At 65.3% G+C, this 25,978-nt stretch carries 28 protein-coding genes and 1 pseudogene; 17 read left to right on the plus strand and 12 right to left on the minus strand.

Annotated features, from left to right (window positions below):
* Nucleotides 1-3: 3 nt before the first annotated feature.
* Nucleotides 4-714, minus strand: coding sequence for a cellulose biosynthesis protein BcsS (bcsS, locus tag B6S44_RS01015; RefSeq protein ID WP_129154949.1), 711 nt, complete (start codon nucleotides 712-714; stop codon nucleotides 4-6).
* Between the two features lie 181 nt (nucleotides 715-895).
* Between bcsS and B6S44_RS01020 the strand changes: the two genes are divergently transcribed.
* On the plus strand, nucleotides 896-1,165 hold the full coding sequence (locus B6S44_RS01020; RefSeq protein WP_129155541.1) for an usg protein: 270 nt from the start codon (nucleotides 896-898) through the stop codon (nucleotides 1,163-1,165).
* Between the two features lie 81 nt (nucleotides 1,166-1,246).
* Nucleotides 1,247-1,843, plus strand: a complete 597-nt coding sequence (locus tag B6S44_RS01025) for an exopolysaccharide biosynthesis protein (protein WP_129154950.1) — start codon at nucleotides 1,247-1,249, stop codon at nucleotides 1,841-1,843.
* Nucleotides 1,844-1,853: 10 nt separating this feature from the next.
* Here the strand turns inward: B6S44_RS01025 and B6S44_RS01030 are convergent, their stop codons facing one another.
* The 7 genes from B6S44_RS01030 to B6S44_RS29760 all read right to left on the minus strand — a co-directional run bounded on the left by B6S44_RS01030 (nucleotide 1,854) and on the right by B6S44_RS29760 (nucleotide 9,436).
* A complete protein-coding gene (locus B6S44_RS01030; protein WP_129154951.1) occupies nucleotides 1,854-4,043 on the minus strand; it encodes a putative bifunctional diguanylate cyclase/phosphodiesterase in 2,190 nt (729 codons plus the stop codon).
* Nucleotides 4,044-4,186: 143 nt separating this feature from the next.
* Entirely contained in the window at nucleotides 4,187-4,936 is a 750-nt protein-coding gene (locus B6S44_RS01035; RefSeq protein ID WP_129154952.1) for a proteasome-type protease, read from the minus strand.
* Nucleotides 4,937-5,015: 79 nt separating this feature from the next.
* Nucleotides 5,016-5,843: a transglutaminase family protein gene (locus B6S44_RS01040; protein ID WP_129154953.1), complete on the minus strand. Its 828-nt coding sequence runs from the start codon at nucleotides 5,841-5,843 to the stop codon at nucleotides 5,016-5,018.
* A gap of 41 nt (nucleotides 5,844-5,884) precedes the next feature.
* The gene (locus tag B6S44_RS01045) at nucleotides 5,885-6,826 is read right to left on the minus strand and encodes an alpha-E domain-containing protein (RefSeq protein ID WP_129154954.1); all 942 of its coding nucleotides are present in this window, start codon (nucleotides 6,824-6,826) and stop codon (nucleotides 5,885-5,887) included.
* An 85-nt stretch (nucleotides 6,827-6,911) separates the two neighbouring features.
* Nucleotides 6,912-8,327 (minus strand): circularly permuted type 2 ATP-grasp protein, encoded by a 1,416-nt coding sequence (locus B6S44_RS01050; RefSeq protein ID WP_129154955.1) that lies wholly within the window; start codon nucleotides 8,325-8,327, stop codon nucleotides 6,912-6,914.
* A 106-nt stretch (nucleotides 8,328-8,433) separates the two neighbouring features.
* Entirely contained in the window at nucleotides 8,434-9,054 is a 621-nt protein-coding gene (locus B6S44_RS01055) for a TetR/AcrR family transcriptional regulator (RefSeq protein WP_129154956.1), read from the minus strand.
* A 52-nt stretch (nucleotides 9,055-9,106) separates the two neighbouring features.
* Complete coding sequence (locus tag B6S44_RS29760) at nucleotides 9,107-9,436, minus strand: hypothetical protein (protein WP_248309383.1); 330 nt, start codon at nucleotides 9,434-9,436, stop codon at nucleotides 9,107-9,109.
* A gap of 113 nt (nucleotides 9,437-9,549) precedes the next feature.
* Here B6S44_RS29760 and B6S44_RS29765 point away from each other — a divergent pair, with 113 nt between their 5' ends.
* Both B6S44_RS29765 and B6S44_RS01065 read left to right on the plus strand, forming a co-directional pair.
* Nucleotides 9,550-10,194: a saccharopine dehydrogenase family protein gene (locus B6S44_RS29765; RefSeq protein ID WP_248309384.1), complete on the plus strand. Its 645-nt coding sequence runs from the start codon at nucleotides 9,550-9,552 to the stop codon at nucleotides 10,192-10,194.
* Nucleotides 10,187-11,194: a saccharopine dehydrogenase NADP-binding domain-containing protein gene (locus B6S44_RS01065; protein WP_129154957.1), complete on the plus strand. Its 1,008-nt coding sequence runs from the start codon at nucleotides 10,187-10,189 to the stop codon at nucleotides 11,192-11,194. The genes B6S44_RS29765 and B6S44_RS01065 overlap by 8 nt, the downstream gene beginning before the upstream one ends.
* A 184-nt stretch (nucleotides 11,195-11,378) precedes the next feature.
* On the opposite strand, the gene B6S44_RS01070 is transcribed toward B6S44_RS01065, so the two are convergent.
* Nucleotides 11,379-11,837 (minus strand): DUF3237 domain-containing protein, encoded by a 459-nt coding sequence (locus B6S44_RS01070; protein ID WP_129154958.1) that lies wholly within the window; start codon nucleotides 11,835-11,837, stop codon nucleotides 11,379-11,381.
* Nucleotides 11,838-11,928: 91 nt separating this feature from the next.
* On the opposite strand from B6S44_RS01070, the gene B6S44_RS01075 reads away from it, so the two are divergent.
* Nucleotides 11,929-12,822 carry a LysR family transcriptional regulator gene (locus B6S44_RS01075; RefSeq protein WP_129154959.1) on the plus strand — a complete coding sequence of 298 codons (894 nt, stop codon included), beginning with the start codon at nucleotides 11,929-11,931 and terminating at the stop codon, nucleotides 12,820-12,822.
* Between the two features lie 14 nt (nucleotides 12,823-12,836).
* Here B6S44_RS01075 and B6S44_RS01080 read toward each other — a convergent pair.
* Nucleotides 12,837-13,001, minus strand: a pseudogene (locus tag B6S44_RS01080) (JAB domain-containing protein); the annotation flags it as partial.
* 238 nt (nucleotides 13,002-13,239) lie between these two features.
* Complete coding sequence (locus B6S44_RS01085; protein ID WP_129154960.1) at nucleotides 13,240-13,458, minus strand: MBL fold metallo-hydrolase; 219 nt, start codon at nucleotides 13,456-13,458, stop codon at nucleotides 13,240-13,242.
* Between the two features lie 786 nt (nucleotides 13,459-14,244).
* Between B6S44_RS01085 and B6S44_RS01090 the strand changes: the two genes are divergently transcribed.
* The 12 genes from B6S44_RS01090 (at nucleotide 14,245) to dhaK (ending at nucleotide 24,296) form a co-directional block, all read left to right on the plus strand.
* Nucleotides 14,245-15,552: an ABC transporter substrate-binding protein gene (locus tag B6S44_RS01090; protein ID WP_465246082.1), complete on the plus strand. Its 1,308-nt coding sequence runs from the start codon at nucleotides 14,245-14,247 to the stop codon at nucleotides 15,550-15,552.
* A 135-nt stretch (nucleotides 15,553-15,687) separates the two neighbouring features.
* Nucleotides 15,688-16,608: a carbohydrate ABC transporter permease gene (locus B6S44_RS01095; RefSeq protein ID WP_129155542.1), complete on the plus strand. Its 921-nt coding sequence runs from the start codon at nucleotides 15,688-15,690 to the stop codon at nucleotides 16,606-16,608.
* Entirely contained in the window at nucleotides 16,605-17,573 is a 969-nt protein-coding gene (locus tag B6S44_RS01100; protein ID WP_129154962.1) for a carbohydrate ABC transporter permease, read from the plus strand. Before B6S44_RS01095 ends, B6S44_RS01100 begins: the two co-directional genes overlap by 4 nt.
* The gene (locus B6S44_RS01105; RefSeq protein WP_129154963.1) at nucleotides 17,570-17,794 is read left to right on the plus strand and encodes a hypothetical protein; all 225 of its coding nucleotides are present in this window, start codon (nucleotides 17,570-17,572) and stop codon (nucleotides 17,792-17,794) included. Before B6S44_RS01100 ends, B6S44_RS01105 begins: the two co-directional genes overlap by 4 nt.
* A gap of 3 nt (nucleotides 17,795-17,797) precedes the next feature.
* Nucleotides 17,798-18,919, plus strand: coding sequence for an ABC transporter ATP-binding protein (locus tag B6S44_RS01110; protein WP_129154964.1), 1,122 nt, complete (start codon nucleotides 17,798-17,800; stop codon nucleotides 18,917-18,919).
* Complete coding sequence (locus B6S44_RS01115) at nucleotides 18,912-19,925, plus strand: ABC transporter ATP-binding protein (protein WP_129154965.1); 1,014 nt, start codon at nucleotides 18,912-18,914, stop codon at nucleotides 19,923-19,925. Before B6S44_RS01110 ends, B6S44_RS01115 begins: the two co-directional genes overlap by 8 nt.
* Nucleotides 19,926-19,928: 3 nt before the next feature.
* Nucleotides 19,929-20,531 (plus strand): dihydroxyacetone kinase subunit DhaL, encoded by a 603-nt coding sequence (gene dhaL / locus B6S44_RS01120; protein WP_129154966.1) that lies wholly within the window; start codon nucleotides 19,929-19,931, stop codon nucleotides 20,529-20,531.
* Nucleotides 20,532-20,534: 3 nt separating this feature from the next.
* Nucleotides 20,535-20,933, plus strand: coding sequence for a dihydroxyacetone kinase phosphoryl donor subunit DhaM (gene dhaM, locus B6S44_RS01125; protein ID WP_129154967.1), 399 nt, complete (start codon nucleotides 20,535-20,537; stop codon nucleotides 20,931-20,933).
* 38 nt (nucleotides 20,934-20,971) lie between these two features.
* Nucleotides 20,972-21,250 carry an HPr family phosphocarrier protein gene (locus B6S44_RS01130; protein ID WP_129154968.1) on the plus strand — a complete coding sequence of 93 codons (279 nt, stop codon included), beginning with the start codon at nucleotides 20,972-20,974 and terminating at the stop codon, nucleotides 21,248-21,250.
* Between the two features lie 6 nt (nucleotides 21,251-21,256).
* Nucleotides 21,257-22,861 carry a phosphoenolpyruvate--protein phosphotransferase gene (locus tag B6S44_RS01135; protein ID WP_129154969.1) on the plus strand — a complete coding sequence of 535 codons (1,605 nt, stop codon included), beginning with the start codon at nucleotides 21,257-21,259 and terminating at the stop codon, nucleotides 22,859-22,861.
* The gene (locus tag B6S44_RS01140) at nucleotides 22,858-23,313 is read left to right on the plus strand and encodes a hypothetical protein (RefSeq protein WP_129154970.1); all 456 of its coding nucleotides are present in this window, start codon (nucleotides 22,858-22,860) and stop codon (nucleotides 23,311-23,313) included. The genes B6S44_RS01135 and B6S44_RS01140 overlap by 4 nt, the downstream gene beginning before the upstream one ends.
* Nucleotides 23,310-24,296 (plus strand): dihydroxyacetone kinase subunit DhaK, encoded by a 987-nt coding sequence (gene dhaK / locus B6S44_RS01145; RefSeq protein ID WP_129154971.1) that lies wholly within the window; start codon nucleotides 23,310-23,312, stop codon nucleotides 24,294-24,296. The genes B6S44_RS01140 and dhaK overlap by 4 nt, the downstream gene beginning before the upstream one ends.
* 99 nt (nucleotides 24,297-24,395) lie before the next feature.
* Here the strand turns inward: dhaK and B6S44_RS01150 are convergent, their stop codons facing one another.
* Nucleotides 24,396-25,775: an FAD-containing oxidoreductase gene (locus B6S44_RS01150; RefSeq protein WP_129154972.1), complete on the minus strand. Its 1,380-nt coding sequence runs from the start codon at nucleotides 25,773-25,775 to the stop codon at nucleotides 24,396-24,398.
* Nucleotides 25,776-25,978: the final 203 nt, after the last annotated feature.

Genomic DNA, 25,978 nt, shown 5'->3' on the forward strand with positions numbered 1-25,978 from the left:
GTCTCAGCGCTTCCAGTGGAAGCCCAGGGTTGCGTAAACCTCACTCTTGTCATCTCTGGATTTCTGCGCGCCAGCTGATAGCCGCCAGGTGATGCCGAAGGCTTCCATGCCCGTGAGGTGCATGCCGAGCCGGACCTTGAAGTAGTCACGCTCGCGATAAAGCTCGATTTCCGGGCCGAAATAGAGCTGTCGCACGATTGTCCAACCTGCTGCTATCCGCGCGCCCGAGCGCCCACTGCCGGCCGCCACTGCATAGGCATTGACCTGAATCAGCGAGTTTTTGTCGGGCGCTGCCCAGATGTCCAGTTGGATTCGAGGACCGATACGCTGGCCGATGCCGCGCCAGTCGCGCCATGTCAGATACGACGTCTCGAGGTCGGGGCCCACCGAAACGGCGACGAAGCTGTCATGGACCCGCCACTCATAGCCGAGTAGCGCGCCGACATCGCTCTTGTACAGGCTCCCTTGCGTCGGCCGGCGGCGCGCGGGTTCGGTACTTGCACCCGAGACGAGGCTGAGCCTGAAGCCGCTGGCATCGAGGCCATCGCCGCCGACGGCATATTTCATACCGAAAGCGCCGTAGATCTTGCCGGCGCCTGCATCCAGAGATCCGAACATCACAGCCGACAAAGGTGGCCGCTCGTGCAAGGCGGGATCGGCCTGCGCTGGTGAAGACAGCAGCGTACTCGCGAGGGCGATTCCCCGCGCGAGCACGCCTGACCGCCTCGCGACCCCCCACGCCACGCCAACGCCCCTTCCGTCCTTCCGATCGGACGGTGCCGCTACACGTCATGAGTGTGGCAGCTGGCCAAATTCCTGCAAGGATTTGTTAACCATCGCGGTTCAGCCTGAAGGCAGCCGGCTCATCGTTCTCTGGTCAAGGAGCGCATTGGTGATGGTCTCGCAGGATTTCATCCGCCAGTTGGCAGGCTACGGGTTGACGACCGCCAGAATCCTCTACCGGATGCCGGATCACCCCGACTTCCTACAGAGCTATGTCTGGCAGGAATACGATTTGGCGCCGCGCTTCCCGGAGCTGCACAAGTTCCTCGATTTCTGGCGGCGCGAGCTCGACGGACCACTGCACTCGATCACGGTGGCGCATGCCGGGCTGATCCGCCCAGCCGAGATCATCAATGTGAACGGCGTGCTGACGTTGCACTGACTGCCATGCGCTGCGGCGGGGTTGTTGGGCCGGCGCCGGACATGCTAGGCCGCAGGCCCTGCTGATCGCCCGGCGAGCCTCTTGTCCTCCCCTCTGCGCACCTCCGGACTGCTGCTCGCGCTGGCTCACCTGCCGGGCCCGCGTATCGCTGTCCGCGACATCGTCGCGGCATTGCGGGACCGGGCCTATGCCTTGCTGGTGGTGCTGCTCGGCTTGCCGAACTGCCTGCCGATGCCGCCGCCGATCCCGCTGGTCTGCGGCCTGGTCCTCGCTTTCGTCGCCGCACAGATGCTGATGGCCCGGGCCACGCCCTGGCTGCCGCAGCGGCTGCTCAATCGCAGCATCGCCCAGGCTGATCTCGCTCGCGCCGTCCAGCGCGCCTTGCCGCCCCTGATCCGGCTCGAGCGCTTCTCGAAGCCGCGGCTGACCATGCTCGGTGGCCCGTTTGCACTGCCGGTGCTCGGTGCTGTGCTGCTGTTCCTGGCGCTCGGATTGATCGTCGCGGCGCCGTTCATCGGCCAGATTCCGCTCGGGCTCGCGGTCTGCCTGGTCGGGCTCGGCCTGGTCGAGCGCGACGGTGTGCTGATCATCGTCGGTGCCGCGATCGGCGCGATCGGCCTCGCCCTGTCGGCGGGCTTCGCCTATGCGCTGGTGAGCTGGCTGGCGAGCTTCTTCTAGGCGCTGCCGCTCAGGCGGCGAGGGCCTGCTCGAACGGCCGGTCGAGCGCCAGCAGCCGGTCGATCTCCTCGGGCGGCACACCCTTGGAAAACAGGAAGCCCTGCAGTTCGTGGCAGCCGATCGCCTGCAGGAAGCGGTGCTGCTCTGCCGTCTCGACGCCTTCCGCGCAGACGCGCAGGCCGAGCGCCCGGCCAAGATGGACGACGGAATGGACGAGGATCGCAGATTCGCCCGTCGCTTCCATATACTCCAGGAAGGACCGATCGATCTTGATCTTGTCGAAGGCAAAGCGGCGCAGATAGATCAGGCTCGAATAGCCGGTGCCGAAATCATCCAGCGCCAGGCTGACGCCGTGGGCGCGCAGATCCATCATCGCAGCTTCCGCCGCATCGGCATCCTCGACCACGACGCCCTCGGTCAGTTCGAGCTCGAGCCGGTCGGGGTCGAAGCCGGTCTCCTCGAGGATGCGGATCACGCTGGCGACGAAGTCCTTGTGGCGGAACTGGATCGGCGAGACGTTGACCGCGAGCTTGATGCCAGGCCATTGCCGGGCCTGCTCGCAGGCTCGGCGCAGCACCCATTCGCTGAGCGGGACGATCAGCCCGCGTTCCTCGGCGATGCCGATGAATTCGGATGGCGGTATCAATCCATGCTCGGGATGCGGCCAGCGCACCAGCGCCTCGACACCGATGATGCTCGTGCCGTCGATCGAGACCTGCGGCTGATAGTGCAGCAGCAGCTCGTCGCGAGTGATCGCGTTGCGGAGATCCTCCTCGACCATCCGCTTGAGCTGCAGCGCCCGGTTCATCTGCGGCTCGAAGAAAGAATAGCGGTTCCGGCCTTCGTTCTTCGCCTGATAAAGCGCAGTGTCGGCGAGGCGCAACAGCACGCTGCGATCGGCGCCGTCCTGCGGTGCGTGGGCGATGCCGATCGAGCAGCCGATGGTGACGGCGACGCCGCCGATCTCGAAGGGGCTGGTCAGCGCATCGAGAATGCGCTGGCCCAGCGTGGCGCTGGCGTTCGGCGCGGTCATATGGGTCTGGATGATGCCGAACTCGTCGCCACCGAGGCGGGCGACGGTGTCGCCGACGCGCAAGATCGTGGTCAGGCGGTTGGCGACCTGACGGATCAGTTCGTCGCCGGCATTGTGGCCATAGGTGTCGTTCACCGCCTTGAAGCGGTCGAGGTCGAGCATCAGCACCGCGAGCGCGCTCTTGGTCCGGCCGAGCTGGGCAAGTTCCTGGTCGAGGCGGAGATCGAAGGTCCGGCGATTGGGCAGGCCGGAAAGCTCGTCCTGGCCGGCGAGGCGCTGGATCTGGCTCTCGCGCGATGCGATCTGCTGGGCGGCGCTGCGCAGGCGCTGCAGGACATAGGCGAACAGCGCGACGAAAAGGATCCCAACCGCACCCAGCGCCCAGGCGAACTGGCTGATCATCGCATCGCCTGGGCGTTCCGACGTCCAACTCAGCCAGGCGCGCACCGAGCCGTCGGGCGAGGGAATATCGTGCCGCTGCAGCGGGTTAGCCGGCCGTTCCGTCACGATCTCCAGCCGAGGCACGCGATAACGCCGACCCAGCTCGTTGAGCTGCTCCTGAACGACTTTGCGGTAACCGACGATGAAGGCGGCCGCTTCGGAGCCAGCCTGTTGATTGGCTGCCTGTTCTGGGGGGCGCATATCGGCGGTGATGATGCCGAACGTTTCAGTTCCCCGATGCACCAGCACAGCCCTGACCGGGCCGCTCGCGATGCCGGGCAAAGCCTCTGTTGCGGTGCCGCCCGGCAGATCGGGCCTGAGCTGGAGCAAGGCGTCGTAGTCGGCTTGTGTTGCAGGCTCGCGCCGCTCGACGCCGGCAAGGAGGCGACCCGAGGCGGTCACCAGATAGGAGCCGTCGAAATCGAGGAAACGGTTGCTTAGTTGGGCGAAGGCCCATTGCAGGGTGGTGTTCGGCAGGAGGCTGTTCAAAACCGGTTGCAATACGCCGGCGGCCTGCAGATTCTCGAAGCGCAGGCGCCGCAGATGCACCTGGGTTGCGAACGCCGCGTCGAGGCGTTCGCGTTGCCGGACCGTCTCGATCTGGTTGGCGTTGCTGACCATCGCGAACATCACGCCGAGAACGGCCGCCAGCACGAGAGCGAACGCGCAAGCCAGCGTCGCCAGCGTGCGGGTCAGCATGCGCGCCGACGATTCGGTGTTCGTCATCTTAACGAGAGTCGGCAAAGGCCCTGACCTGTGGCGGCGCGCTAGCAGCGGACCTTGACAGGGGAATCTTGCTATCCGGTTTCCGGCGACGCCGAGAAATCAGCGAAGTTGCATTTCTTTGGGCCTGCACCAACTCGTCGGTGCTACTTGTCGGCAGGCTCATAAGGCGGGCGGGGAATCGCCATGTGGGCGGCACGGAGCGCCGCTGACCAGCGCTCGCGCAGATCGTGGAAATAGGGTTCGCCGGCCTCGATCCGACGATTGAGCTCGGGGCCGGCGGCGTCGCGCCGGAGCACGATCAGATCGATCGGCAGGCCGACGCCGAGATTGGAGCGCATGGTCGAATCCATCGAGATCAGGCCAACCTTGAGCGCATCGTAGAGATGGCTCTTGAAGGTGACGGCGCGATCGAGGATCGGCTTGCCGTACTTGTGCTCGCCGATCTGCAGGAAGGGTGCATCCATGCCGCATTCGATGAAGTTGCCGGCCGAGTAGATCATGAAGAGCCGCATGGGCTGGCCCTGGATCTGGCCGCCGAACAGAAACGACATGTCGAATTTGACGCCTGCATCGCGCAGCGCCTCGCCGTCGCTCTCGCGGACGGTGCGGACAGCGCGGCCGACGAGCTGGGCGGCGCGGAACATGGAGGGGGCATTCTGCAGCGTCTCGGCCTCGCCCGTATCGAGATTGGGAATGCCCTCGTGCAGCAGGCTGACGACCGATTGGGTAACGGAGAGGTTACCTGCGGTGGCGAGCGCCATCGTCCGCTCGCCCGGCCAGGAGAAGACGTGCAGCTTGCGGAAGGTCGAGATGTCGTCGAGCCCGGCATTGGTCCGGGTATCGGCGATCATCACGAGCCCGTCCTGGACGAGGATGCCGGCGCAATAGGTCAAGATCGATCTCCGCAGCACGCCGACACGGCGTGCGAGGCTGGTATCAGGCCGCCATGACAGCGGCAATGTGGTGCCGCTGCTATTGCCCCTGGAAACGCGGCTTGGCCGCCTGGGCGCTGACCTCGACGAGGAGGCTCTCGCCCTGGCCGCCGGTGCGGGCGCCGCGGACCGGGGCAGCATCGGCATAGTCGAGCCCGGTTGCGACGCGCACATGCGTGTCGATCGGGCAGAGGCCATTGGCGCTGTCGAAGCCGATCCAGCCATAATCGGGCAAATAGGCCTCGGCCCAGGCATGGGCGCCGTCGGCGTGGGGCAGAGTGTCCGATGCCGCAACATAGCCCGAGACGTAGCGCGCGGGGACCCCCAAAAGGCGGGCGCACGTCATGAAGACATGGGCGATGTCCTGCGGGATGCCTTCGCCGGCCTCTGCACAGGCCGCAGCACCGATACCGAGATGGTCGGCCGTCGGTACGCAGCGGATCTCGGTGTGAATCGTCTCCAGCAGTGAGTGCAGCTTTGTCAGATCGCTGCCGTCCCGGCCGGCGGCCTTGTCGGCGAGCGTGCGCAGCGGCTCGCTGCCTTGCGTCAGGCGGGTATCGCGCATGAAGACGTCGGGCGGCGCCTTCTCGGTCACGCCGCGGACAACGCCGGCGAGATCGATGGTCTCGACCAGTCCGTTGATCTCGATCGTGTAGCTCTCGATCGGTCCATCGGCGGTGAAGTCATGGACGATGTTGCCGAACGGATCCTGCCCGGCATGGAGCCGCCCGTCGATGCTGGGCGCGACGCGCCACGACATGACGTGCTGGCCGTCATGGTCGCGCGGCGTCAGCCGCAGCACCTGCCGCAGCTGCCGCACCGGCTCGGCATAGGAATAGGCGATGCTGTGGGAAATCCGGATCCGCATGCGGCGAGGAATCCAAGGTCGGGAGCGGAAGGGAAGGCTTCTTACTGTAGATACTGCTCGACGATGACGTGTCCGAGGCGGTTGTTCTCGGTGATGAAGTCTTCGATGAACTCGTGCAACCCGCGCTGGAACACCGCCTCGATCGGCGTATTGGCGAGATTGGTCAAGGTCTTGCGCGCCTGGCGCTGTGCCGGTCCGTGCCGGTTATAGGCGTCGCCGATCTGGTCGAGGAAGCGCGAGATGTTCTCGTAGCAGCTGGCCAGCGAGCGCGGCATGCGCCGGTTGAGGATCAGGAGGTCGGCGATCAGCACCGGCTTCACGGCCTGGCGATAGACCCAGTGATAGGCGGTCAGCGCCGAGACCTCGCGCAGCATCGTGGTCCACTGGAAGTAGTCGAGCGAGCCGCCGACCTGCTCGTTGTCGGGCAGCAGCACATGGTACTTCACGTCGAGGATGCGGGCGGTGTTGTCGGCCCGCTCGACATTCACGCCGAGCCGCGAGAACCAGTAGCCGTCGTCGCGCAGCATGGTCCGGTAGGCCGAGCCGTCGAAGGTCAGCGAGACATTCTTCACCCAGTCCAGGAAGCGGGCGAACTCCTCGCGATCCATGCGCTTGCGCTCGAAGCGCTGCAGTTCGAGCCAGGCGCCGTTGAGCGCGTCCCACATCTCAGAGGTCAGCGCGGTGCGCACCGCGCGGGCGTTGGAGCGGGCGAGCGCGAAGCAGTTGCGGATCGAGGTGGGGTTATCCGGGTTGAAGCTGAGGAAATCGCAGACATTGCGCTCGTTCGCCTCGCCATAGGCCTTGGCGAAGGTCTCCTCGCAGCCGGCGGTGGCGACGGCGCTCTGCCATTCGGTGCCGGCGCCGCCATAGGCTGAGGGCAGGTTGGTCAGGCGGGTCGTGGCATCGAGGATGCGGGCGAGATACTCGGCCCGCTCCACATAGCGCGAGACCCAGTAGAGGCTGTCAGCGGTACGGGAAAGCATGATCAGGTCCGGTCTTCTGGCAAAATGCGGTTCGCGCGGGTGCTCGGACTGCGCACGGGGCTGGATCGAAGGCGCTCCCGCTCGCTCATGCATCGAGAACCCAGGTGTCCTTGGTGCCGCCACCCTGGCTGGAATTGACCACGAGCGAGCCTTCCTTGAGCGCCACGCGGGTCAGCCCGCCCGGCACGCAGGAGATGCCGTTGGCTCCCGAGAGCACGTAGGGCCGCAGGTCGACATGGCGCGGCGCCACGCCGGAGGCGACGAAGGTCGGACAGGTCGAGAGCGCCAGCGTCGGCTGGGCGATGAAGCCCTCGGGCTGCGCCTTCAGCTTCTTGCGGAAGGTGTCGATCTGCTGCTTGCTGGCATGCGGGCCGACCAGCATGCCATAGCCGCCGGAGCCGTTGACCTCCTTGACGACGAGCTTGTCGAGATTGTCGAGGACATAGGCGTTGGCCTCGCGCTCGCGGCAGCGATAGGTCGGCACGTTCTTCAGGATCGGCTCCTCGCCGGTGAAGAACTTCACAATCTCCGGCATGTAGCTGTAGACCGCCTTGTCGTCGGAGACGCCGGTGCCGACCGCGTTGGCCAGCGTGACGTTGCCGGCCTTGTAGGCGCCGATGATGCCGGGCACGCCGAGCACGGAATCGCTGCGGAAGACCAGCGGATCGATGAAGTCGTCGTCGATGCGCCGGTAGATCACGTCGACGCGCTTGGGACCTTGCGTCGTGCGCATGTAGACGACGTCGTCCTTGACCAGCAGGTCCGAGCCCTCGACCAGCTCGACGCCGAGCTTGTCGGCCAGGAACGAGTGCTCGTAGAAGGCCGAATTGTACTGGCCGGGCGTCAACAGGCAGATCGTCGGGTCGGAAGAGGCGGTGCGCGGCGCGACGGAGCGCAATGTCGCCAGCAGCTGGTCGGGATAGTTGTCGACCGGGGCGACGCGATGGGTGGCGAAAAGCTCGGGGAAGAGCCGCAGCATCACCTCGCGGTTCTCCATCATGTAGGAGACGCCGGAGGGCGTGCGGGCATTATCTTCCAGCACGTAGAAAGTGTCGGCATCGACGCGGACGATGTCGATGCCGGCGATATGGCAGTAGATGCCGTGCGGCACCTGGAAATCGACCATCTGCATCTGGTAGCAGGCGTTGCGATAGACCAGGTCCGGCGGGATGATCCCGGCCTTGAGGCATTCCTTCGGCCCGTAGACATCGGCCAGGAACATGTTGAGCGCGGTGACGCGCTGGCGCAGGCCCTTCTCCAGCTTGGTCCATTCCGGCTTGGTCAGCACGCGCGGGATGATGTCGAAGGGGATCAGGCGCTCGGTCGATTCCTCGTCGCCATAGACGGCGAAGGTGATGCCGATGCGGCGGAAGAACAGCTCGGCCTGCGAGCGCCGCAGCGCCAGCATCTCGGGCGGCGCCTCCTTCAGCCAGCGGTCCAGCTCGCCATAGGCCGCCCGCAGGCCGCCTTCTCCACCCGTCATCTCATCGAATGCGACCATGCAGGCGTCTTCCCCTATTTCAGGTAGCCTATGCGCATTCGCTCGCCTTCGGAAAGAGGTCTGTTGCCAAGCACTTTGGCTAGGCTTGCCTGTTTCTTGGGCAGGGTCAGCTCGCCGCCGTCGAGATCGGCGCGCGGATCGTTGCCGTGATCAGCGTCGCCAGCGTCGCGGCGGCCCGCCCTTCGTCGATATGGCCGCGCAATAATTCGAGTGAGATCGCCTCGGCCGCGCCGAGGATGGCGGTGCAGCGCAGGCTCAGCTCGTCCGCCGGCAGTTGGGCCGCGTGCGGGGTGAGGGCACCGCGCCAGATCCCGACATAGCGGGCGACGAGCTCGCGCTGCACGGCTTCCATCGCCTCGCTGCCCTTCAGCGCCGCCGAGAGCGCGTACCACTCGGTCCCGACCTCGAGGGCGCAGCTCATATAGGCTGCGGCGATCGTCGCGGCGATCGCGCCCAGCCGTCCGTCCGTCGCCTTGAGCGTATCGACGAGCAGGGCCGTCTGCTTGTCGTCGATGCGCCGGAAGAGCGCGATCATCAGCACCTCGCGGGTGCCGAAATGATCATAGGCGACCGGCTTGGTGACGCCGGCGCGCTCGGCGACGCGCGCCAGCGTCAGGGCCTCGGTGCCTTCCTCGCGCACCATCACCTGAGCGCAGTCGAGCAATTGCTCACGGCGCTCCTGCTTCGGCAGCTTGCGGGCTGATGCGGCGGCGAAAGTGGGTGGCATGTCGATTCAAGTTTCCCGGCGAAGGCCGCTTGACAAAAGGGAAAACGCATTCCTACTTAAAGTAACTTACTATTAGAAGGAATGCTAGCCCTTCAGTGGCCGACCTCGGCCAGGAGACTATCAGATGCCCAGCATAGAACATCCCGTCCTCGTCATCGGCGGCTCCGGCGTCGTCGGCGCACAGGCAGCAGCAGCGATCCGCCGCCTGCATCCCAGCCTGCCGGTGACGATCGCCGGTCGCGACCTCGCCAAGGCGCAGGCAGTCGCCGGCAAGCTCGGCGTCGAGGCGCTTGCCGCCGACCTCTCCAGACCCGATCTCGGGCTGCCGCAAGAGGCGCGCTTCAGCGCCGTCATCGTCTTCGTCAAGGACGACTGGAGCCATGCGCTGCGCTTCGCCCAGCGTCAGGCATCCCGCATCTCAGCGTCTCCAGCGGCGCCTTCGAGATCGGTATCGAAGCCGCCGGCTTCATCCATGCGCCGCAAGCAGCACCGGTCGTGCTCGCGAGCCAGTGGCTCGCCGGCGCGGCACTGTTTCCGACGCTGGACTACGCCAAGGCGTTCCGGGCCGTCGAGACGATCCATGTCGGCGTGCTGCTCGACGAGGAGGACATGGGCGGGCAGGCGGCGCTGGCCGATTATGAGCGCATCACGCAGTCGGGCTCGGCGACGTTGACGCTGAAGGGCGGCCGCTTTGCCTGGATCGCGGGCGATGAGGCCAAGGCGCGCTATCGCAGTGTCGACGGCGTCGAGCTTGCGGCAACCGCCTACGGCCCGCTCGATATCCTCAGCCTCGCCACCGTGACCGATGCGAAGAATATCCGCTTCGACCTTGCTTTCGATGTCTCGGCCAGCCGCCGGCGCGGCGAACCATTCTCGACCGAGAGCGTGATTTCGATCGAGGGCGTGCTGCACTCCGGCGAACGCGCCACGCGCAGCTACGAGGTCGTGCATCCGCAGGGGCAGGCGCCGCTGACGGCACTCGGCGTTGCACTTGCAACCGAACGCGCGCTCGGGCTCGCCGGTGGCGAGGCGCTGAAGCCTGGCCTCTACTTCCCTGATGGGGTCATCGACCCGGCCTATTACGTCGGGCGGATGAAGGAATTCGGCGCGGTCTTCACGGAGGCCGAGGCCAATGGCTGATCCCGCTTTCGGGCCCGTCCTCATTCTGGGCGGCTATGGCAGCGTCGGCTCGCGTACGGCGCGCGCCTTGCGCCAGCTCCATCCCGAGCTGCCGCTGGTGATTGCTGGCCGCGACGTGGCCAAGGCGCAGGCGCTGGCCGCGGAACTCGGCCATGCCAGCACCGAGCCGCTTGATCTCGATCGCGACGATCTCGGCCTGCCGGCCGACCTCAAGCCCGCGGTCGTGCTGATGGCGGTGCGTGACCTCTCGCTGCGCACGCAGAGCTGGGCGGCGGCGCAGGGTGCGGCCTATATCGCGCTGTCTGATGGCGTCTTCGAGGTCGGGCCGGCGATCGCCGGATTCATCCGTCAGCCCGAAGCAGCGCCGGTCGTGCTGCTCGGGCACAGCATGGGGGCGGTGCCGGCGCTCGCGGCGCTGCATGCCGCGGGTGAGTTCGAGCGCATCGATGCGATCGAGGTCGGCCTCGTCTTCGATCCTGCCGATCCGCTGGGCGCAGCCTCGCAGCAGGACATGGACCGCATCGGCGCGATCGGTCCGGCGCCGCTGGTCAAGTCCGAGGGACTGTGGCGCTGGATCTCGGCGCCGCAGACGCAGCGCAGCTTTACCGGTGTCGATGGCCGCACGCATCAGGGCGCGACCGTTGGTCTGGTCGATGTCTTCAGCCTGTCGGCGAGCAAGGCGGGAAGCGTCCGCGTCGACTTCGCCGAGGGGCAAACGGCGAGCACCTTGCGCGGCGAGAAGCCCTCGCATGAGGTGATCATCGAGATCGCTGGCAAGCGCCGCGACGGCCGCCAGGGCCGCTTCCGCTGGGAGCTGGTCGATCCGGATGGCTATGCCGCGCTCAGCGCCAAGGGCATCGCCGTGGTGATCGAGGGCCTGTTCGGGCTTGCCGGCAAGGAACGGCCGACAGCGGGGTTGCATCTGCCGGAGACGCTGGTCGAGACCGGCCATCTGATGCGGCGGCTCGCTGGTTTCGGCATCGTGCTGCGGGAGGTGTGATCAATTGCGTCATTCTCGGGCGGAGCGAAGCGCCGACCCGAGAATCTCAGGACGAGACGGCGCCATCCGGAGCCTCAATCGGCCTGAGATGGTCGGCTCAAGGCCGACCATGACGTCCGTAGCGCGTCTGCGCCAGGGCGTCAGATCAGGCCCGCTCGCAAGGCCCACGCGCGTGGTTGCCGCATCAGAGAACCTCAAAAACCTCGTATTCGACGCCGCCCGGACAGCGGCCTCCCTTGGCGACGGCGACGATGCCGTTGAGCCAGGCATGCCTTGGTGCGGAGGTTTCGAAAGAGGGTGTCGTGCGAAGATAGTATTCGGAGGCGTCGACCGCCTCGCCGCGGGCCAGACGCTCGTCGACGGCACGCGAGGCTCGCCTGATGCCACGATAGGTCATCAGAATCAGGCCCCCGTCGTCGGCGACAAGAAGGAGTCTGACGTCCTGTTGAAATGTCCCGTCGGCGCGGGCGAGCAGGAGATCGGAGCCGATCAGCGGCGATACTGATCCCTTCAGGCGCTCTCCTTCGAAGATGCCGCCTGAAACAGCAAAAATGCGGCGACCGCCGGCTGGCGTCTGCCCCAGATCCAGCGTTGGATGCAGCGAGAGCAAAAGTGTAAACAATGGGCGCGATTGCAGGGACAATGCCTGTCTCCTCTGTGTCAGGCGACCGTAAACAGGCGTGCTTTCGCCTCAAAACGCGCTTTGCTTGTCGTCACCACAAGAGAAACTGATCATGAGACCGTCGCTGGAATCTCTGCGCGTCTTGGAAGCATGCGTCTCGGCCGGCAGTTTCGCGCGCGCTGCCGAACGCCTGTTCCTGACGCCCGCGGCGGTCAGCCTGCGCATTCGCACGCTGGAGGCCGAGCTCGATCAGGCACTCTTCGTGCGCGCCGGTCGGCGGGTGGTCCCGACGGCGGCCGCATCGGTTCTGGCCGGGCGGATCCGCGACGCGTTGGCCGGGATCGCCGGGGCGGTCGACGAGTTTCGGTCCGCCATCCCTCCGCTCCGGCTTACGGCGCCGCCGACATTCGCATCGCGCTGGCTTGCGCCGCGGCTGGCGCGCTACCCAGCACCTGGCGCCGGTCTGGTCGAACTCGACGTTTCGTCGGAGATGCGCGATCCGCACACGTTCGACGTTGCGATAAGGACGGGCCGCGGCGGCTGGCGCGGGCTTGAGGAATTTCGGCTCGCTCCCGTTGAAGTAACGCCGATGCTGGCGCCCTCGCTGCTCGGCGGGCGAATGCTGTCGGAGCCCGGAGAACTGGCCGATTTCGAACTCCTGCCGCACCCCGACTGGCAGCGCTGGTTTGAGGAAGCTCAATGCAGAGCTTCCGGGCGTCTGCGCTTTGTCGCAGTCGACTACCCGACGCATGAGTTGGATGCCAATGCCGCATTGGCAGGCGCGGGTGTGGCGCTGTTGTCGCCCTCGTTGTTTCGACCGCTTCTGACCGACGGCCGGCTGATCGCACCGTTCTCATGCGTCCTGAGCGGCCCGGCATGGCATTTCGCACTGGTGCGCGCCGATGACGCTCGCCAGGCGCCGCGACATCTCTGCGCATGGCTTTGCGAGCAGGCACGCGCAAGCGCGATGTTGCCGGCGAGCGCCGGCGCGCTGTCCTCGCGATAATGGCGTATCGGTCGGATCAGCCCCAGACCCTTGAAGCTGGCATGGCCGTCGCGGCCGACGATGATGTGGTCGTGGATGGCGGTGCCGAGCGGCTTGGCGATATCGATCAGCTCGCGGGTCATCCGCATGTCGGCGCCTGACGGCGTCGAGTCGCCCGAGGGGTCGTTGTGGATCAGCATACTCAAAGATTATATCTTATTGTTTTTCAAAACTTGCTCAATTATCGAAATCGACAGGGATCGTTAATTGGTACAGGTAGCGCCTGATGGTTTGTGATGAATACTCTGAGATCATGTCATAGCTTTCATGATACTTCGTTGTCCCGCAAGAACACGGATTTCGCATGGTGACTCTTGTCATATCGTACTATTCAGGACATGAGCGGCCAACCGCAGTGATCGGTTCACCCTGCCGGGCTTACTCCGCCAATGACAAGGATCGGGAGGGCCTGCAGGTCACCAGATTGGATTTGTCCCAACGATCGAGCTCGCTGACGGGATAGAGGACCGCCTTGCCGATTTTGATGAAGGACGGGCCGATGCGCATCGCTCTCCAGTTCCGGAGCGTGCCTTCACCGACCTGGCCACGGTAGCGGATGACGACTTCTTCGAGCGCAAGGTAGGCAGGGGACGACACGAGAACTCCTGACGACAAGCAATCGTGCAGCGGCCTGCTGCACGATTGGATGCGCCTTGGGGAGAGCGCGCCGAGTAGCGTAGCGAACCCACGCTGGATGCCGTCCAGAAGGTACGTAAGAGGGCAGGCCGCGCCGTTCGACGCCTCATCACCGGTCTCGCTGCGCGCCGTGGCCGGTTCACCGCACACGGAGCAACAGCCGCTCCTGGCCCTTTCCTGACGCTGGCAACGTCCGCTTCCGGACAACCAGCTTCGCCGCGTGGGCCGGGCTCGGCCACCAAAAGCCGTTTGGAACGTCCATATGCTGGTGGCAGATGCGGTTTCCTCGCAAGAGCGAGCCGTGGCCTTGCTCGGCTGCCACGAGGCGCTCTTCTACGAGTTCGTTTGAACGGCATGTGCTGGCCGATCATTTTCCACGCTCGATCGACCGCTTCGTGGATTTGTGGATAAACCTGCGTCCGCTTCATGAAGCCCATTGTGGGCGATGCGGCGTCAACCTGACCATGTTCAGGATTCGCTAAACTTCTGCACCGCGGCATAAGCCACCGCATTGCGGTATGTTATCCGCCGTCCTCGTCGCTTGACATGTTTAGTGATCAGCTGTTCACTAAACAAATCGCTGAACTCGGACGGCTAGTTCCGGGGCGGCGTGAGGAAACGTCCCGCGCTGGCTTTGCCCCCTCGTCCGGCTGTGCCCTTCGCGGTCGCTCAGGTTCACCCGTCACCCCAATGACGGCTGGTGACGGCATGCCAAGGGAGGGAAACATGAACACAATCAGGACATGGATGCTTGCCGCGACCATCGCCGGAAGCGCAGCGCTGGCTGCCTCCGCCGCTCAGGCGCAGGGCAAGTCGCTGACTTTGTGCTGGGCGGCCTGGGATCCGGCCAATGCGCTGGTCGAGCTCTCCAAGGACTTCACCGCCAAGACCAGTATCGCCATGAAGTTCGAGTTCGTGCCCTGGCCGAACTTCGCCGACCGGATGCTCAACGAGCTCAATTCGAAGGGCAAGCTCTGCGACCTGATCATCGGCGACTCGCAATGGATCGGCGGCTCGGCCGAGAACAAGCATTATGTGAAGCTGAACGACTTCTTCGCCAAGGAAGGCATCAAGATCGACGACTTCATGCCGGCGACCGTCGCCGGCTATGCCGAATGGCCCAAGGGCACGCCGAACTACTGGGCGCTGCCGGCGATGGGCGACGCGCTCGGCTGGACCTACCGCAAGGACTGGTTTGCCAAGCCCGCGCTGCAGGCCGAATTCAAGGCCAAGTACAACCGCGATCTCGCCGCTCCCAAGACGCAGACCGAGCTGAAGCAGATCGCCGAGTTTTTCCAGGGCCGCGACGTCGACGGCAAGAAGGTCTATGGCGCGGCGATCTTCACCGAGCGCGGCTCGGAAGGCATCACCATGGGCGTCGCCAACGCGCTCTATCCCTTCGGCTTCAAGTATCAGGACCCGAAGAAGCCCTACGCCATGGCCGGCTTCGTCAATTCCGACGACGCTGTGAAGGGCCTCGAATTCTACAAGTCGCTCTACAAATGCTGCACCCCGCCGGGCTACTCCAACGCCTATATGCAGGAGGGTCTCGACGCCTTCAAATCCGGCCAGGCGGCCCTGCAGATGAACTGGTTCGCCTTCTTCCCCGGCCTCTATAAGGATCCGAATGTCGGCGGCGACAAGATCGGCTTCTTCGTCAATCCGGCCGAAAAAGAGAAGGGCTCGCAGCTCGGCGGCCAGGGCCTTTCGGTCGTGTCCTATTCGGCTAATCAGGCCGAGGCGCTCGCCTATATCAAATGGTTCGCCTCGCTCGACGTGCAGAAGAAGTGGTGGGAACTCGGCGGCTACACCTGCCACAAGGGCGTGCTGAACGATCCCGGTTTCGCCAAATCCGCGCCCTTCGCGGCTGACTTCCTCGTCGCCATGGGCCAGGTCGTCGATTTCTGGGCCGAACCTTCCTACGCGCAGCTGATGCAGGCGGAGCAGGCGCGCATCCACGACTATGTCGTGGCCGACAAGGGCACCGCCAAGCAGGCGCTCGACCTGCTGATCCAGGACTGGACCAAGGTCTTCAAGGAAGACGGCAAGTTCTGACGCCGCGACGCCCTCTGAGCTGAGCCAAAGGCTGCGCCTTTCCTAAGGGGGGCGCAGCCAGCCCCCGACTTTGCCTTTGAACGGTGCTGAGTCATGAATGCGAGCGACATCACCGGCATCAGGAGCGCGACAGCGATGCGCGCAGCCCATCCCCCGATCGCCCATCAGGTCCGGGGTCTTTCCGATAAGGCCATCGCCTGGCTCTTCATCGCGCCGACGATGATCCTCCTGCTCGCGATCAACCTGTTCCCGCTGATCTGGACGATCCAGCTCTCCTTTACCAACTACCGCGCCAATCGCCCCAATGCACCGCTACGCAATGTCGGGCTCGATCACTATCAGACGATCCTGTCGGATCCTGAAATCTGGCAGCGCATGCAGGCGACGGCGCATTTCGTGTTCTGGACGATCTTGCTGCAGACCATCATCGGCTTCGCGCTGGCTTATCTGATCGATCGCAAGTTCCGCGGCCACGGCTTCTGGACCACGCTGATCCTGATCCCGATGATGCTGTCGCCGGCCGTGGTCGGCAATTTCTGGACCTTCCTGTACCAACCGCAGATCGGCCTGTTCAACTATGTGGTCTCGTTCTTCTCGGGGATTCCGCCATCGTCATTCCAGATGCTGGGCGATGTCACCTTGAGCCCCTGGGCGATCATCATCGTCGATACCTGGATGTGGACGCCCTATGTGATGTTGATCTGCCTTGCCGGCCTGCGCTCGATCCCCGACTACATCTACGAGGCGGCCGAGGTCGATCGGGCCAGCAACTGGCGCCAGTTCATCTCGATCACACTGCCGATGTGCCTGCCCTTCATCATGCTGGCGGTGCTGTTCCGCGGCATCGAGAACTTCAAGATGTTCGACATGGTCAACCTGCTGACCTCGGGCGGACCGGGCTCAACCACCGAGCTTGCCTCGATCACGCTCAAGCGCGCCGCCTTCGAGGCCTGGCGCACCGGCTATTCCTCCGCCTTCGCGATCATCCTGTTCGTCGCCGTGTTCGGGCTGGCGAACATCTATGTGAAGGCCTTGAACAAGGTGAAGGCACGATGAGCGGCGCCCTCTCTACCGCCCATTCCGTCGTCGCCCCAAGCGGCCGGGTCAAGCTGCTCGCCGGCGCGATTGTGGCGCTCTACGCGCTGGTCGCGCTTGTGCCGCTGCTCTGGATCGGCCTGACCAGCATCAAGACACCACCGGACTCGATCTCCTACCCGCCCAAGGTCGTGCCATTCGTGCATTTCGAGCCCTCGATCGAAGGCTATTGCAATCTCTTCAACACGCGCTCGCGCCAGACGGCCGACTATCTCGCCTCGCTCCCGCCGGCAAACTCGGCCTGCGAAGAGATCACGCGCGCTCGCAGCATGGTCGTCGTCGGTCCCTCCAACTATGTGCCGCGCTTCCTCAATTCGCTGATCATCGCCTTCGGCTCGACCTTGCTCTCGGTGGGCTTGGGCACTTGCGCGGCCTATGCCTTCTCGCGCTTCAAGGTGCCCTTGAAGGACGATCTGCTGTTCTTCATCCTGTCGACGCGGATGATGCCGCCGATCGCCGTCGCGATCCCGATCTTCCTGATGTATCGCGAGCTCGGCCTCTCCGATACGCGGCTCGGCATGATCCTGCTCTACACCTCGGTCAATGTTTCGCTCGCTGTCTGGCTGCTCAAGGGCTTCATCGACGAGATTCCCCGGGAGTACGAGGAAGCGGCGATGATCGACGGCTATACGCGGCTGCAGGCCTTCCGCAAGGTCGTTCTGCCACAGGCCACGACCGGCATCGTCGCGACCGCGATCTTCTGCCTGATCTTCGCCTGGAATGAATACGCCTTCGCCGTGCTGCTCACCTCCGGCACCGCACAGACCGCCCCGCCCTTCATCCCGATCATCATCGGCGAGGGCGGCCAGGATTGGCCGGCGGTGGCAGCCGGTACGACGTTGTTCCTGATCCCGATCCTGGTTTTCACGGTGCTCCTGCGCAAGCACCTGCTGCGCGGCATCACATTCGGGGCGGTGCGCAAATGAGCCTGCATGCCAGCCATTCCCAGCAACCGGACGACGCGCCTCGATCGCGCTGGCCCAGGGCGCTGCGACGCGGGCCGATGGAGACGCTGGCGACGGTGCTGATCGCGGCCGGCGTGCTGATGCTGCTGCAGCCCTTCTCGCTGACGCTCTACGGCTATTCCTTCGTCACGACGCTGATCGGCGTCGTCATGTTCACCTTCGTCACCAAATTCCCGGAGTGAGCCATGGCCGAGATCCGGGTCGATAATCTGGTGAAACGGTTCGGATCCTTCACGGCGGTGCGGGATACGAGCTTCACGGTCGAGGACGGAGATTTCTTCTGCCTGCTCGGCCCCTCGGGCTGCGGCAAGACCACGACCCTGCGCATGGTCGCAGGCCTTGAGCTGCCGAGCTCGGGCTCGATCCGGCTCGGCGGCGAGGACGTCACCTTCAAGCGCGCCCGCGAGCGCGACATCGCCATGGTGTTCCAGCTCTTTGCGCTCTACCCGCACATGAACGTGCGCAGGAACATCAGCTTCCCGCTGGTCTCGATGGGAGTGCCGAAGGCCGAAACCAGGCGGCGGGTCGAGGACGCTGCGAAGACCTTGCGGATAGAGCATCTCCTCGACAAATCGGTCTCTGGCCTCTCGGGCGGTGACCGGCAGCGGGTCGCGCTGGGCCGGGCGATCGTGCGCGAGCCGAAGGCCTTCATGATGGACGAGCCATTGGGGGCCCTCGATGCCGAGTTCCGCCATCTGATGTGCGGCGAGCTGCGCGCGCTGCACGACCGGCTGAAGGCGACGACGGTCTATGTCACCCATGACCAGCTCGAAGCCATGTCGATGGCCGACAAGATCGCGGTGATGAATGACGGCGTGATCGAACAGCTCGGCTCGCCCCAGGAAATCTATGACCACCCGAACTCGATGTTTGTCGGGGATTTCATCGGCTCGCCCGCGATGAACTTCATTCATTTTGAGGGAACAGCCGTAGCGGGCACGGCTTCGGTCACCATCGATGCTGCCGCCGTTCCCCTGCCCGAACTGCGTGAGACCCGCGCGCCCGGGCTGCTGGCGCTGGGGGTTCGACCGGAGCAGATCGTCATCGGCGATCCCGGGCGGCAGGGTGGGGTTCTTACCGGCGAAATCTTCGGCGCGGAGTATCTTGGCACGACCCAGATCGTGACCGTCACCACCCCACGCGGCACGCTCAAGGCGCGCCTGCCAGCCCATCTGCGAGCTGCCGCCGGAGACCGGGTCAGCCTCTCCTTCAAGCCGGAGCGGCTCTCGTTGTTCGATGCAGCGACCGGCAAGGTCATCCGCTCCGCCTTGCATGAGGCCAGCACTGTGAGGCGGGCCCATGGCTGAGATCGCACTGACGCAGGTTTCGAAACGCTTTGGCACGGTAAAGGCGGTGGACGATCTCTCGCTGACCATCGCCGATGGCGAGTTCATCGTGCTGCTGGGGCCGACGGGCGCGGGCAAGACGACTGCCTTGCGCCTCGTCGCCGGCCTGGAGACGCCCGATGACGGCCGGGTCTTCATCGGCGGGGTGGATGTCACGGGCCTGCCGCCGGCTGCTCGCGACGTGACCTTCGTGTTCCAGCAATATTCGCTCTACCCGCACCTGAGCGTCTTCGACAATCTCGCCTTCCCGTTGCGCTCGCCGACGCGGCGCACGCCCGAGGAGGAGATCAAGTGCGCCGTGGGCGAGGTGGCGCGGCTGCTGCGGATCGAGGACAAGCTGGGCAACCGCGCGACGCAGCTCTCCGGCGGCCAGATGCAGCGCGTCGCGATCGGTCGTGCGCTGGTGCGCCGCCCGGCCGTCTACCTGATGGACGAGCCGCTCTCCTCGCTCGACGCCAAGTTGCGATCGGAACTGCGCATCGAGCTGAAGCACATCCAGCAGGACCTGGGCGCGACGATGCTCTACGTCACCCATGACCAGACCGAGGCGATGACGCTGGCCTCGCGCATCGGCGTGATCAATCAGGGCCGACTCGTGCAAATCGGCACGCCGCGCAGCATCTACGAGGACCCGGCCAACATCTATGTCGCCACCCGCCTCGGCAGTCCTGGCATCAACCTGCTGCCACGCGCGCTCTTCCCCGTTCTGGAGGCGCCGGCCGCCGCGGCCACCATCGGCGTGCGCACAGAACACCTCGCCATCGCCAAGGCGAACAACGGCGCTGTGACGGGCAAGGTGAACTGGATCGAGCGGCTCGGCGACCAGAACCACCTGCATATCGACGTGAACCAGCAGCAGATCGTCAGCCTGGTCGATCCGGACGAAGGGCTCGGCGTCGGCGACGAGGTGGCCGTGACCCTGCGCAAGCCCCTGTTCTTCGCCGCCGACGGCCAGCGGGTGAGGTGAGCGATGGATGAGGCGCTCAAGCGGAAGCTGATCGCGGCCATGACCGAGGCGGTCGTGGCGCATGCCGAGGAGCTCACCACGCTCGACCAGGCCATTGGCGACGGCGATCACGGCCTGAACATGAAGCGCGGTTTCGAGGCCGTGCTGGCGGAGTCGGACGCGATCACCGCAAAGCCCTTGCCGGACGCGCTGAAGACGATCGGCACGACGCTGGTCATGAAGGTCGGCGGCGCCTCCGGCCCCCTCTACGGCACCTTGTTCATGACGCTCGGCAAGGAGCTTCCGCCGGAGCCGACGATCGCGGATGTGGCGCGGGCGCTGGCGGCGGCGATCGAGGCGGTGAAGGCGCGGGGCAAGTCCGATCTCGGGCAGAAGACCATGCTCGACGTGCTGGCTCCCCTGCAGGTCGCTCTTGCCGCCGGCGGTGCCGATCTCCCTTCGCGCCTGCCCGCGGTCGCCGACGAGGCTGCCGCCGCGACAGTGCCGCTCAAGGCCATTCGCGGACGTGCGTCGTTTCTCGGCGAGCGGTCAATCGGCCACATGGACCCCGGCGCGCGCTCGTCCGCGCTGCTCGCCACGGCAATCTGCAACGCCATCGGAGCCTGAACCATGCCAGCTCACAGGAATGTCGGCATCGTGATCGTGTCGCATTCGGCCAAGGTCGCCGAGGGCGCCGCCGACATGGTTCGCCAGATGGTCGGCGACAATGTCCCGCTCGCCTCGACCGGGGGCAATGCCGAGGGCGGCTTGGGCACGGATGTCGCCGCCATCATGGCGGCCATCGACAGGGCGTGGTCGGAGGCGGGCGTCGCCATCCTGGTCGATCTCGGCGGGGCCGAGACCAACAGCGAGATGGCGGTGGAAATGATGCCCGAGGAGCGGCGCGATCGCCTCGTCATCTGTAATGCACCGATCGTCGAAGGCGCCGTGATGGCTGCGACCGAAGCCTCGGGAGGCTCTCCCCTGGCGGTGGTGCAGGCGACGGCAGAGGAACTGATTTCGGCATGAACGGTATGTCGAGTGAAGGCAGTGAGAGGATAGTTGGAATGCAGGAGGTGACGGCCAGTGCCCTGCTCACCAACAAGGTCGGGCTCCATGCCCGGCCGTCGGTAAAGCTCACTCAGCTTGCCAAGCGCTTCGTGTCCCGTGTCGAAGTGGCGACCAGCGCGGCCGGTCCGTGGACCGACGCCAAGAGCCCCGTGAAGATCATGCGCGTCAAGGCGTCCCAGGGCGAGGTGCTGCATTTCAAGGCCTGCGGTGAGGATGCGTCAGCCGCTATCACCGCACTGGTCGATATCGTCGCGCGCAAATTCGATGAGGAGTGAGCCGTGATGGAACGGCGCCTGTCCGGCCTCGCCGCATCGACCGGGCTCGCATTCGGGCCGGCGGTGATGTTTCGCGCGGTCGGCGAGATGCGGCGCGAGAAGGGCCCGGTCGCGAGCGAGAGGCAGGCTCTGGCGGATGCGATCTCCGCGTCTCTCGAGGCCGTCGCAGCTCTGGCCGAAAGCCTCAATGGCGAGGCCGCCGATATCGTCGGCTTCCAGGTCGCGCTGCTCGATGATGATGCGTTGACGGAGGCCGCCTATGCCGCAATCGAAGGCGGCGCTGCGGCCGATACGGCCTGGCGGCAGGCGATGGTGGACGAGATCGCGGGCTACGAGGCCTCGGACGATCCCTATTTCCGGGCCCGCGCCGCGGATATTGCCGATATTCGCGACCGGGTGCTGCGCCAGCTCTTCGACTTGCCCGAACTGACGAGCGCGCCGCCCGGCGCCATCATCCTGGCGCAGGATCTGCCGCCCTCCGCCTTCCTCGGTATCGACTGGTCCCGAGGCGGCGGCATCGTGCTCGGAGCCGGCAGCCCGACCAGCCATGTCGCCATGCTGGCCCGCGGACGAAGCGTGCCGATGGTGGTCGGCATCGGCTCCGAATGGGAGGCCATATCCGGCACCGTCGTCGTCGATGGCGTGGCGGGTCTCGTCCTGACCGGCGCATCGCATGAGAGCATCGAGCGCGCACGGCGACAGGCGAACGATCTCGGTCGCCTGCGCGAACAGGCGGAGGCGCGCAAGTCGCAGCCTGCGGTGACCCGGGACGGCACCCCAATCGCTGTGATGATCAATGTCGCCGACTTGGACGACGTCGCTGGTCTGCCGCCCGAGGCTTGCGATGGAATCGGCCTGACCCGCACGGAGTTTCTCGTCGAGCAGACCCTCCGGGACGAAATGGCCCAGTTCGAGGCTTATGCCGGCCTGCTGCGCTGGGCGGCCGGCCGGCCGGTGACGATCCGCACGCTCGATGCCGGCGGCGACAAGCCTATTGCCGGCTACACGCTCGATGGCGAGACCAATCCCTTCCTGGGGCTGCGTGGCATCCGGCTGTCACTTCGTCATCCCGACATCTTCCGCGTGCAGTTGCGCGCTCTGGCGCGCGCGGCTGCCATCGGCCCGCTCAAGATCATGCTGCCCATGGTCACGACGGCGCAGGAGCTGGAGCAGGCGCGAGCGCTGCTCGACGCCGTGCTTGTGGATCTTGCAGCCGAAGACATGCCGCATGCCGTACCGGCACTCGGCATCATGGTCGAGGTCCCGGCAGCTGCGATGGCGATCGCGAGCTTCGACGCCGCCTTCTTCTCGATTGGCTCAAATGATCTGACGCAATACGCCACCGCTGCCGCGCGCGACGGGTTGGCGGTCGCGGCCTATAGCGACGTCCTGCATCCAGGCGTGCTCGCGATGATCTCCCATGTCGCGCGCCATGGCGCCGAGACCGGCCGCGAGGTCAGTCTCTGCGGCGACGCCGGCGGCGATCCGCATGCGATCGAGGCCTTGCTGCGGGCAGGCATCCGTGTCGTATCGGTATCGCCCGGCCTGCTGGCAATCGCGAAGGACGCCATCCGCGACGTCGATCTCTCCGTGCCGGACGAAGCCGCATGAGCAGTCCCGAGACCGTCTCGACCGAGCAATCGCCGCTGGCCGCCTATAAGGCGATCCTGCGCGCGGTGATCGAGAATCGTCCTTCCGGGACGAGGCAGCGGCTGGCAGAAGCCCTGGGCAAAAACCGCAGCTTCATTTCGCAAATCATCAGCCCCGCCTATGCCACACCCGTGCCGGTGCAGCATCTGGAGACGATCTTCCACGTCTGCCACTTCGCGCCGCCGGAACGGCAAGCCTTCCTGAACGCTTATCGCGCCGCGCATCCAGGACGCCTGGAGCAGGTCGATACCGCGCGGCCGATGCGGCGGCTGGTGGTCGAACTGCCGGATTTCGGCAGTTCCGACCTGAACGCGCGCGCCGATCATATCGTGCTGGGGGTCGCGCGGGGCCTGGTGTCGCTGGTTCCGACCAATGACGATGAAGACTCTGAGAGGCGGGGAGGGGGCCCATGAAAAAGCTGGTCAACGCGGTCGACAGCATCCTGTCGGAGAGCCTTCAGGGACTCGCAGCCATCCATGGCGATATCCTCGTCCTTGGCGAAGACGAGAAATTCGTTCGGCGCAAGGCGCTGACACCCGGCAAGGTCGCGCTGATCTCGGGCGGCGGCTCCGGCCATGAGCCCCTGCATGCCGGCTTCGTCGGCGTCGGCATGCTCGATGCCGCCTGTCCGGGCCACGTCTTCACCTCGCCGACGCCGGACCAGATGTTGGCGGCGGTGAACGCCGTCGGCACGGCTGCCGGCTCGCTCTTCATCGTCAAAAACTATGAGGGCGACGTGATGAATTTCGAGATGGCGGCCGAGATGGCCAACACGCCCGTGGCGACGGTCATCACCGATGACGACGTCGCCGTTCCCAAATCGACCTGGTCGACCGGTCGGCGCGGCGTGGCAGGCACGCTGATCGTCGAGAAGATGGTCGGCGCGGCCGCCGAGCAAGGCCGCGAGCTCGGCGCCCTGAAGTCCCTGGGCGACGAGGTCAACCGTCGCACCCGCTCGATGGGCGTGGCGCTCACCTCCTGCACCGTGCCTGCGGCCGGCAAGCCGACCTTCACCCTCAGTGAGGACGAGATGGAAATGGGCGTCGGCATCCATGGCGAGCCGGGTCGGAGACGCGTGAAACTCGCATCCGCCGACGCCATCGCAGACGAGATGATGGGCGCGATCCTCGACGACCTGTCGTTGCTGAGCGGCACGCCCTGCCTGCTGCTGGTCAACGGCTTCGGCGGCACGCCCGCCATGGAGCTCTACCTGATGGCCAATGCCGCAAAACGCGTGATGGCAGGGCGGGGCCTCGCCGTTGTGCGCGGGTTGGTGGGATCCTATGTCACCTCGCTCGACATGGCGGGCTGTTCGTTGACGGTCACGGTGTTGGACGACAGCCTGACCGAGCTCTGGGACGCACCGGTCCATACGGCAGCGCTACGATGGGGGTAGGCATCCGCAACTTTTGAATGTCGGCTATCGGCGCGGGGCCCAATGCCTGCTTTTGGCGCTTACCGGAACCGGGGAGGGCGGTTCTGGCCCGTCAACGGCTTAAGTGGTGGGCTTCAGGTCTCCTAGAACGGTCGGGATCAGTTCCGAGACGGTCGGATGGATCGGAACCGCCCATTGCAGCACGGGATAGGGTGCACCGGCATTCATCATGTCCAGGATACCGTGGATCGCCTCGTCGCCGCTCACTCCCAGGATGGCTGCCCCCAGAATTTTCTTTGTCTCTGCGTCGGCGACCACCTTTATGAAGCCCTTGGTCTCACCCTTCTCGATCGCACGTCCAACCCGCGTCATCGAGCGTTTGGATACCAGTAGCTTGCGGCCTATGCGCATCGCTTCCGTCTCCGACAGGCCGACGCGCCCGAGCGGCGGATCGACATAGAGCGCGTAGGCGGCAATCCGGTCGCTCACCCGGTGATTTCCACGATCAAGAAGATTGGCGGCGACGATCTCGTAGTCGTTGTAGGAGGTGTGGGTAAAGGCTCCGCGGCCATTGCAGTCCCCCAGCGCCCAGACGCCGGGAACATTGGTGGCCAAGCTGTCATCCACCCCAATGTAGCCTCGGGCATCCACCGCGACTCCTGCCTTGTCGAGGCCGAGATCATCCGTGTTGGGGTGGCGCCCCACCGCCAGCAGGATGTGCGAGCCCACCGCCGCAGGCTCCCCGGAGATGCAGTCGATACCGACCGCCACGCCGTCCACATGAGTCTTTAACGCGATGCAGGTGGCGTCGGTGCGCACGACGATCCCCTCGTCGACGAGAATCTCCCGTACGGCCTCGGAGACGTCCTCGTCCTCGCGGGCGATTAGCCGCGGCCCCTTCTCGATGATCGTGACCTCCGCGCCGAAACGCCGGTACATCTGGGCGAATTCGAGCCCGATATAGCTGCCGCCGACGACGACAAGGTGCCTCGGGACGGTGTCGAGCTTGAGGATCGAGGTGTTGGTCAGGTACGCGACCGAGTCAACGCCTGGCAGGGCGGGCACGCTGGCGCGGCCGCCGACATTGATGAAGATGCGCGGCGCCTTCAGCAGGCTATCACCAATCCGGACGACATCCGGACCTTCGAACCGGGCATGCCCTTCGATGACTGTCAGCCCGGCCATGCCCCGCAGCCATGTCTCGACACCGGTGCGGGCATTGGTCGAGACCGTATCGGCTCGGGCCTTGATCCGCGGCATGTCGATCTTGATCGGACTCTCGATGGCGATCCCATACTCGGCGCCCCGCCGGGCCAAGTGGGCGGCATAGGCGCTGGCGATCAGCGTCTTGGTCGGCATGCAGCCGGTATTGACGCAGGTTCCGCCAAACAGTTTGCGCTCGACGAGCGCGACCTTCATCCCGGCAGCAGTCAGCCGTCCGGCGAGAGGGGGGCCGGCCTGCCCGGCCCCGATGACGATGGCGTCGAAGAATTGTGTCATGGCAAAGGGCTCCACGATGAGCGCAGCGCCGGGTATCCCGCGTCAACGGCGCGACTGGATTTCGTCAAGATTCAGAGCGTGAGCGCGCTTTATAAACGTTGAGTGCGCATCGATGAGCGAACGCATCAACGCTCACGAGTCGATATCGTCGTCGTCGACGTGGAACCGTTGGGCCTGTGCGGCGCAACTCATCGAGACGCGGC

Source organism: Allobosea sp. Tri-44, assembly GCF_004123845.1.
Classification (GTDB): domain Bacteria; phylum Pseudomonadota; class Alphaproteobacteria; order Rhizobiales; family Beijerinckiaceae; genus Allobosea.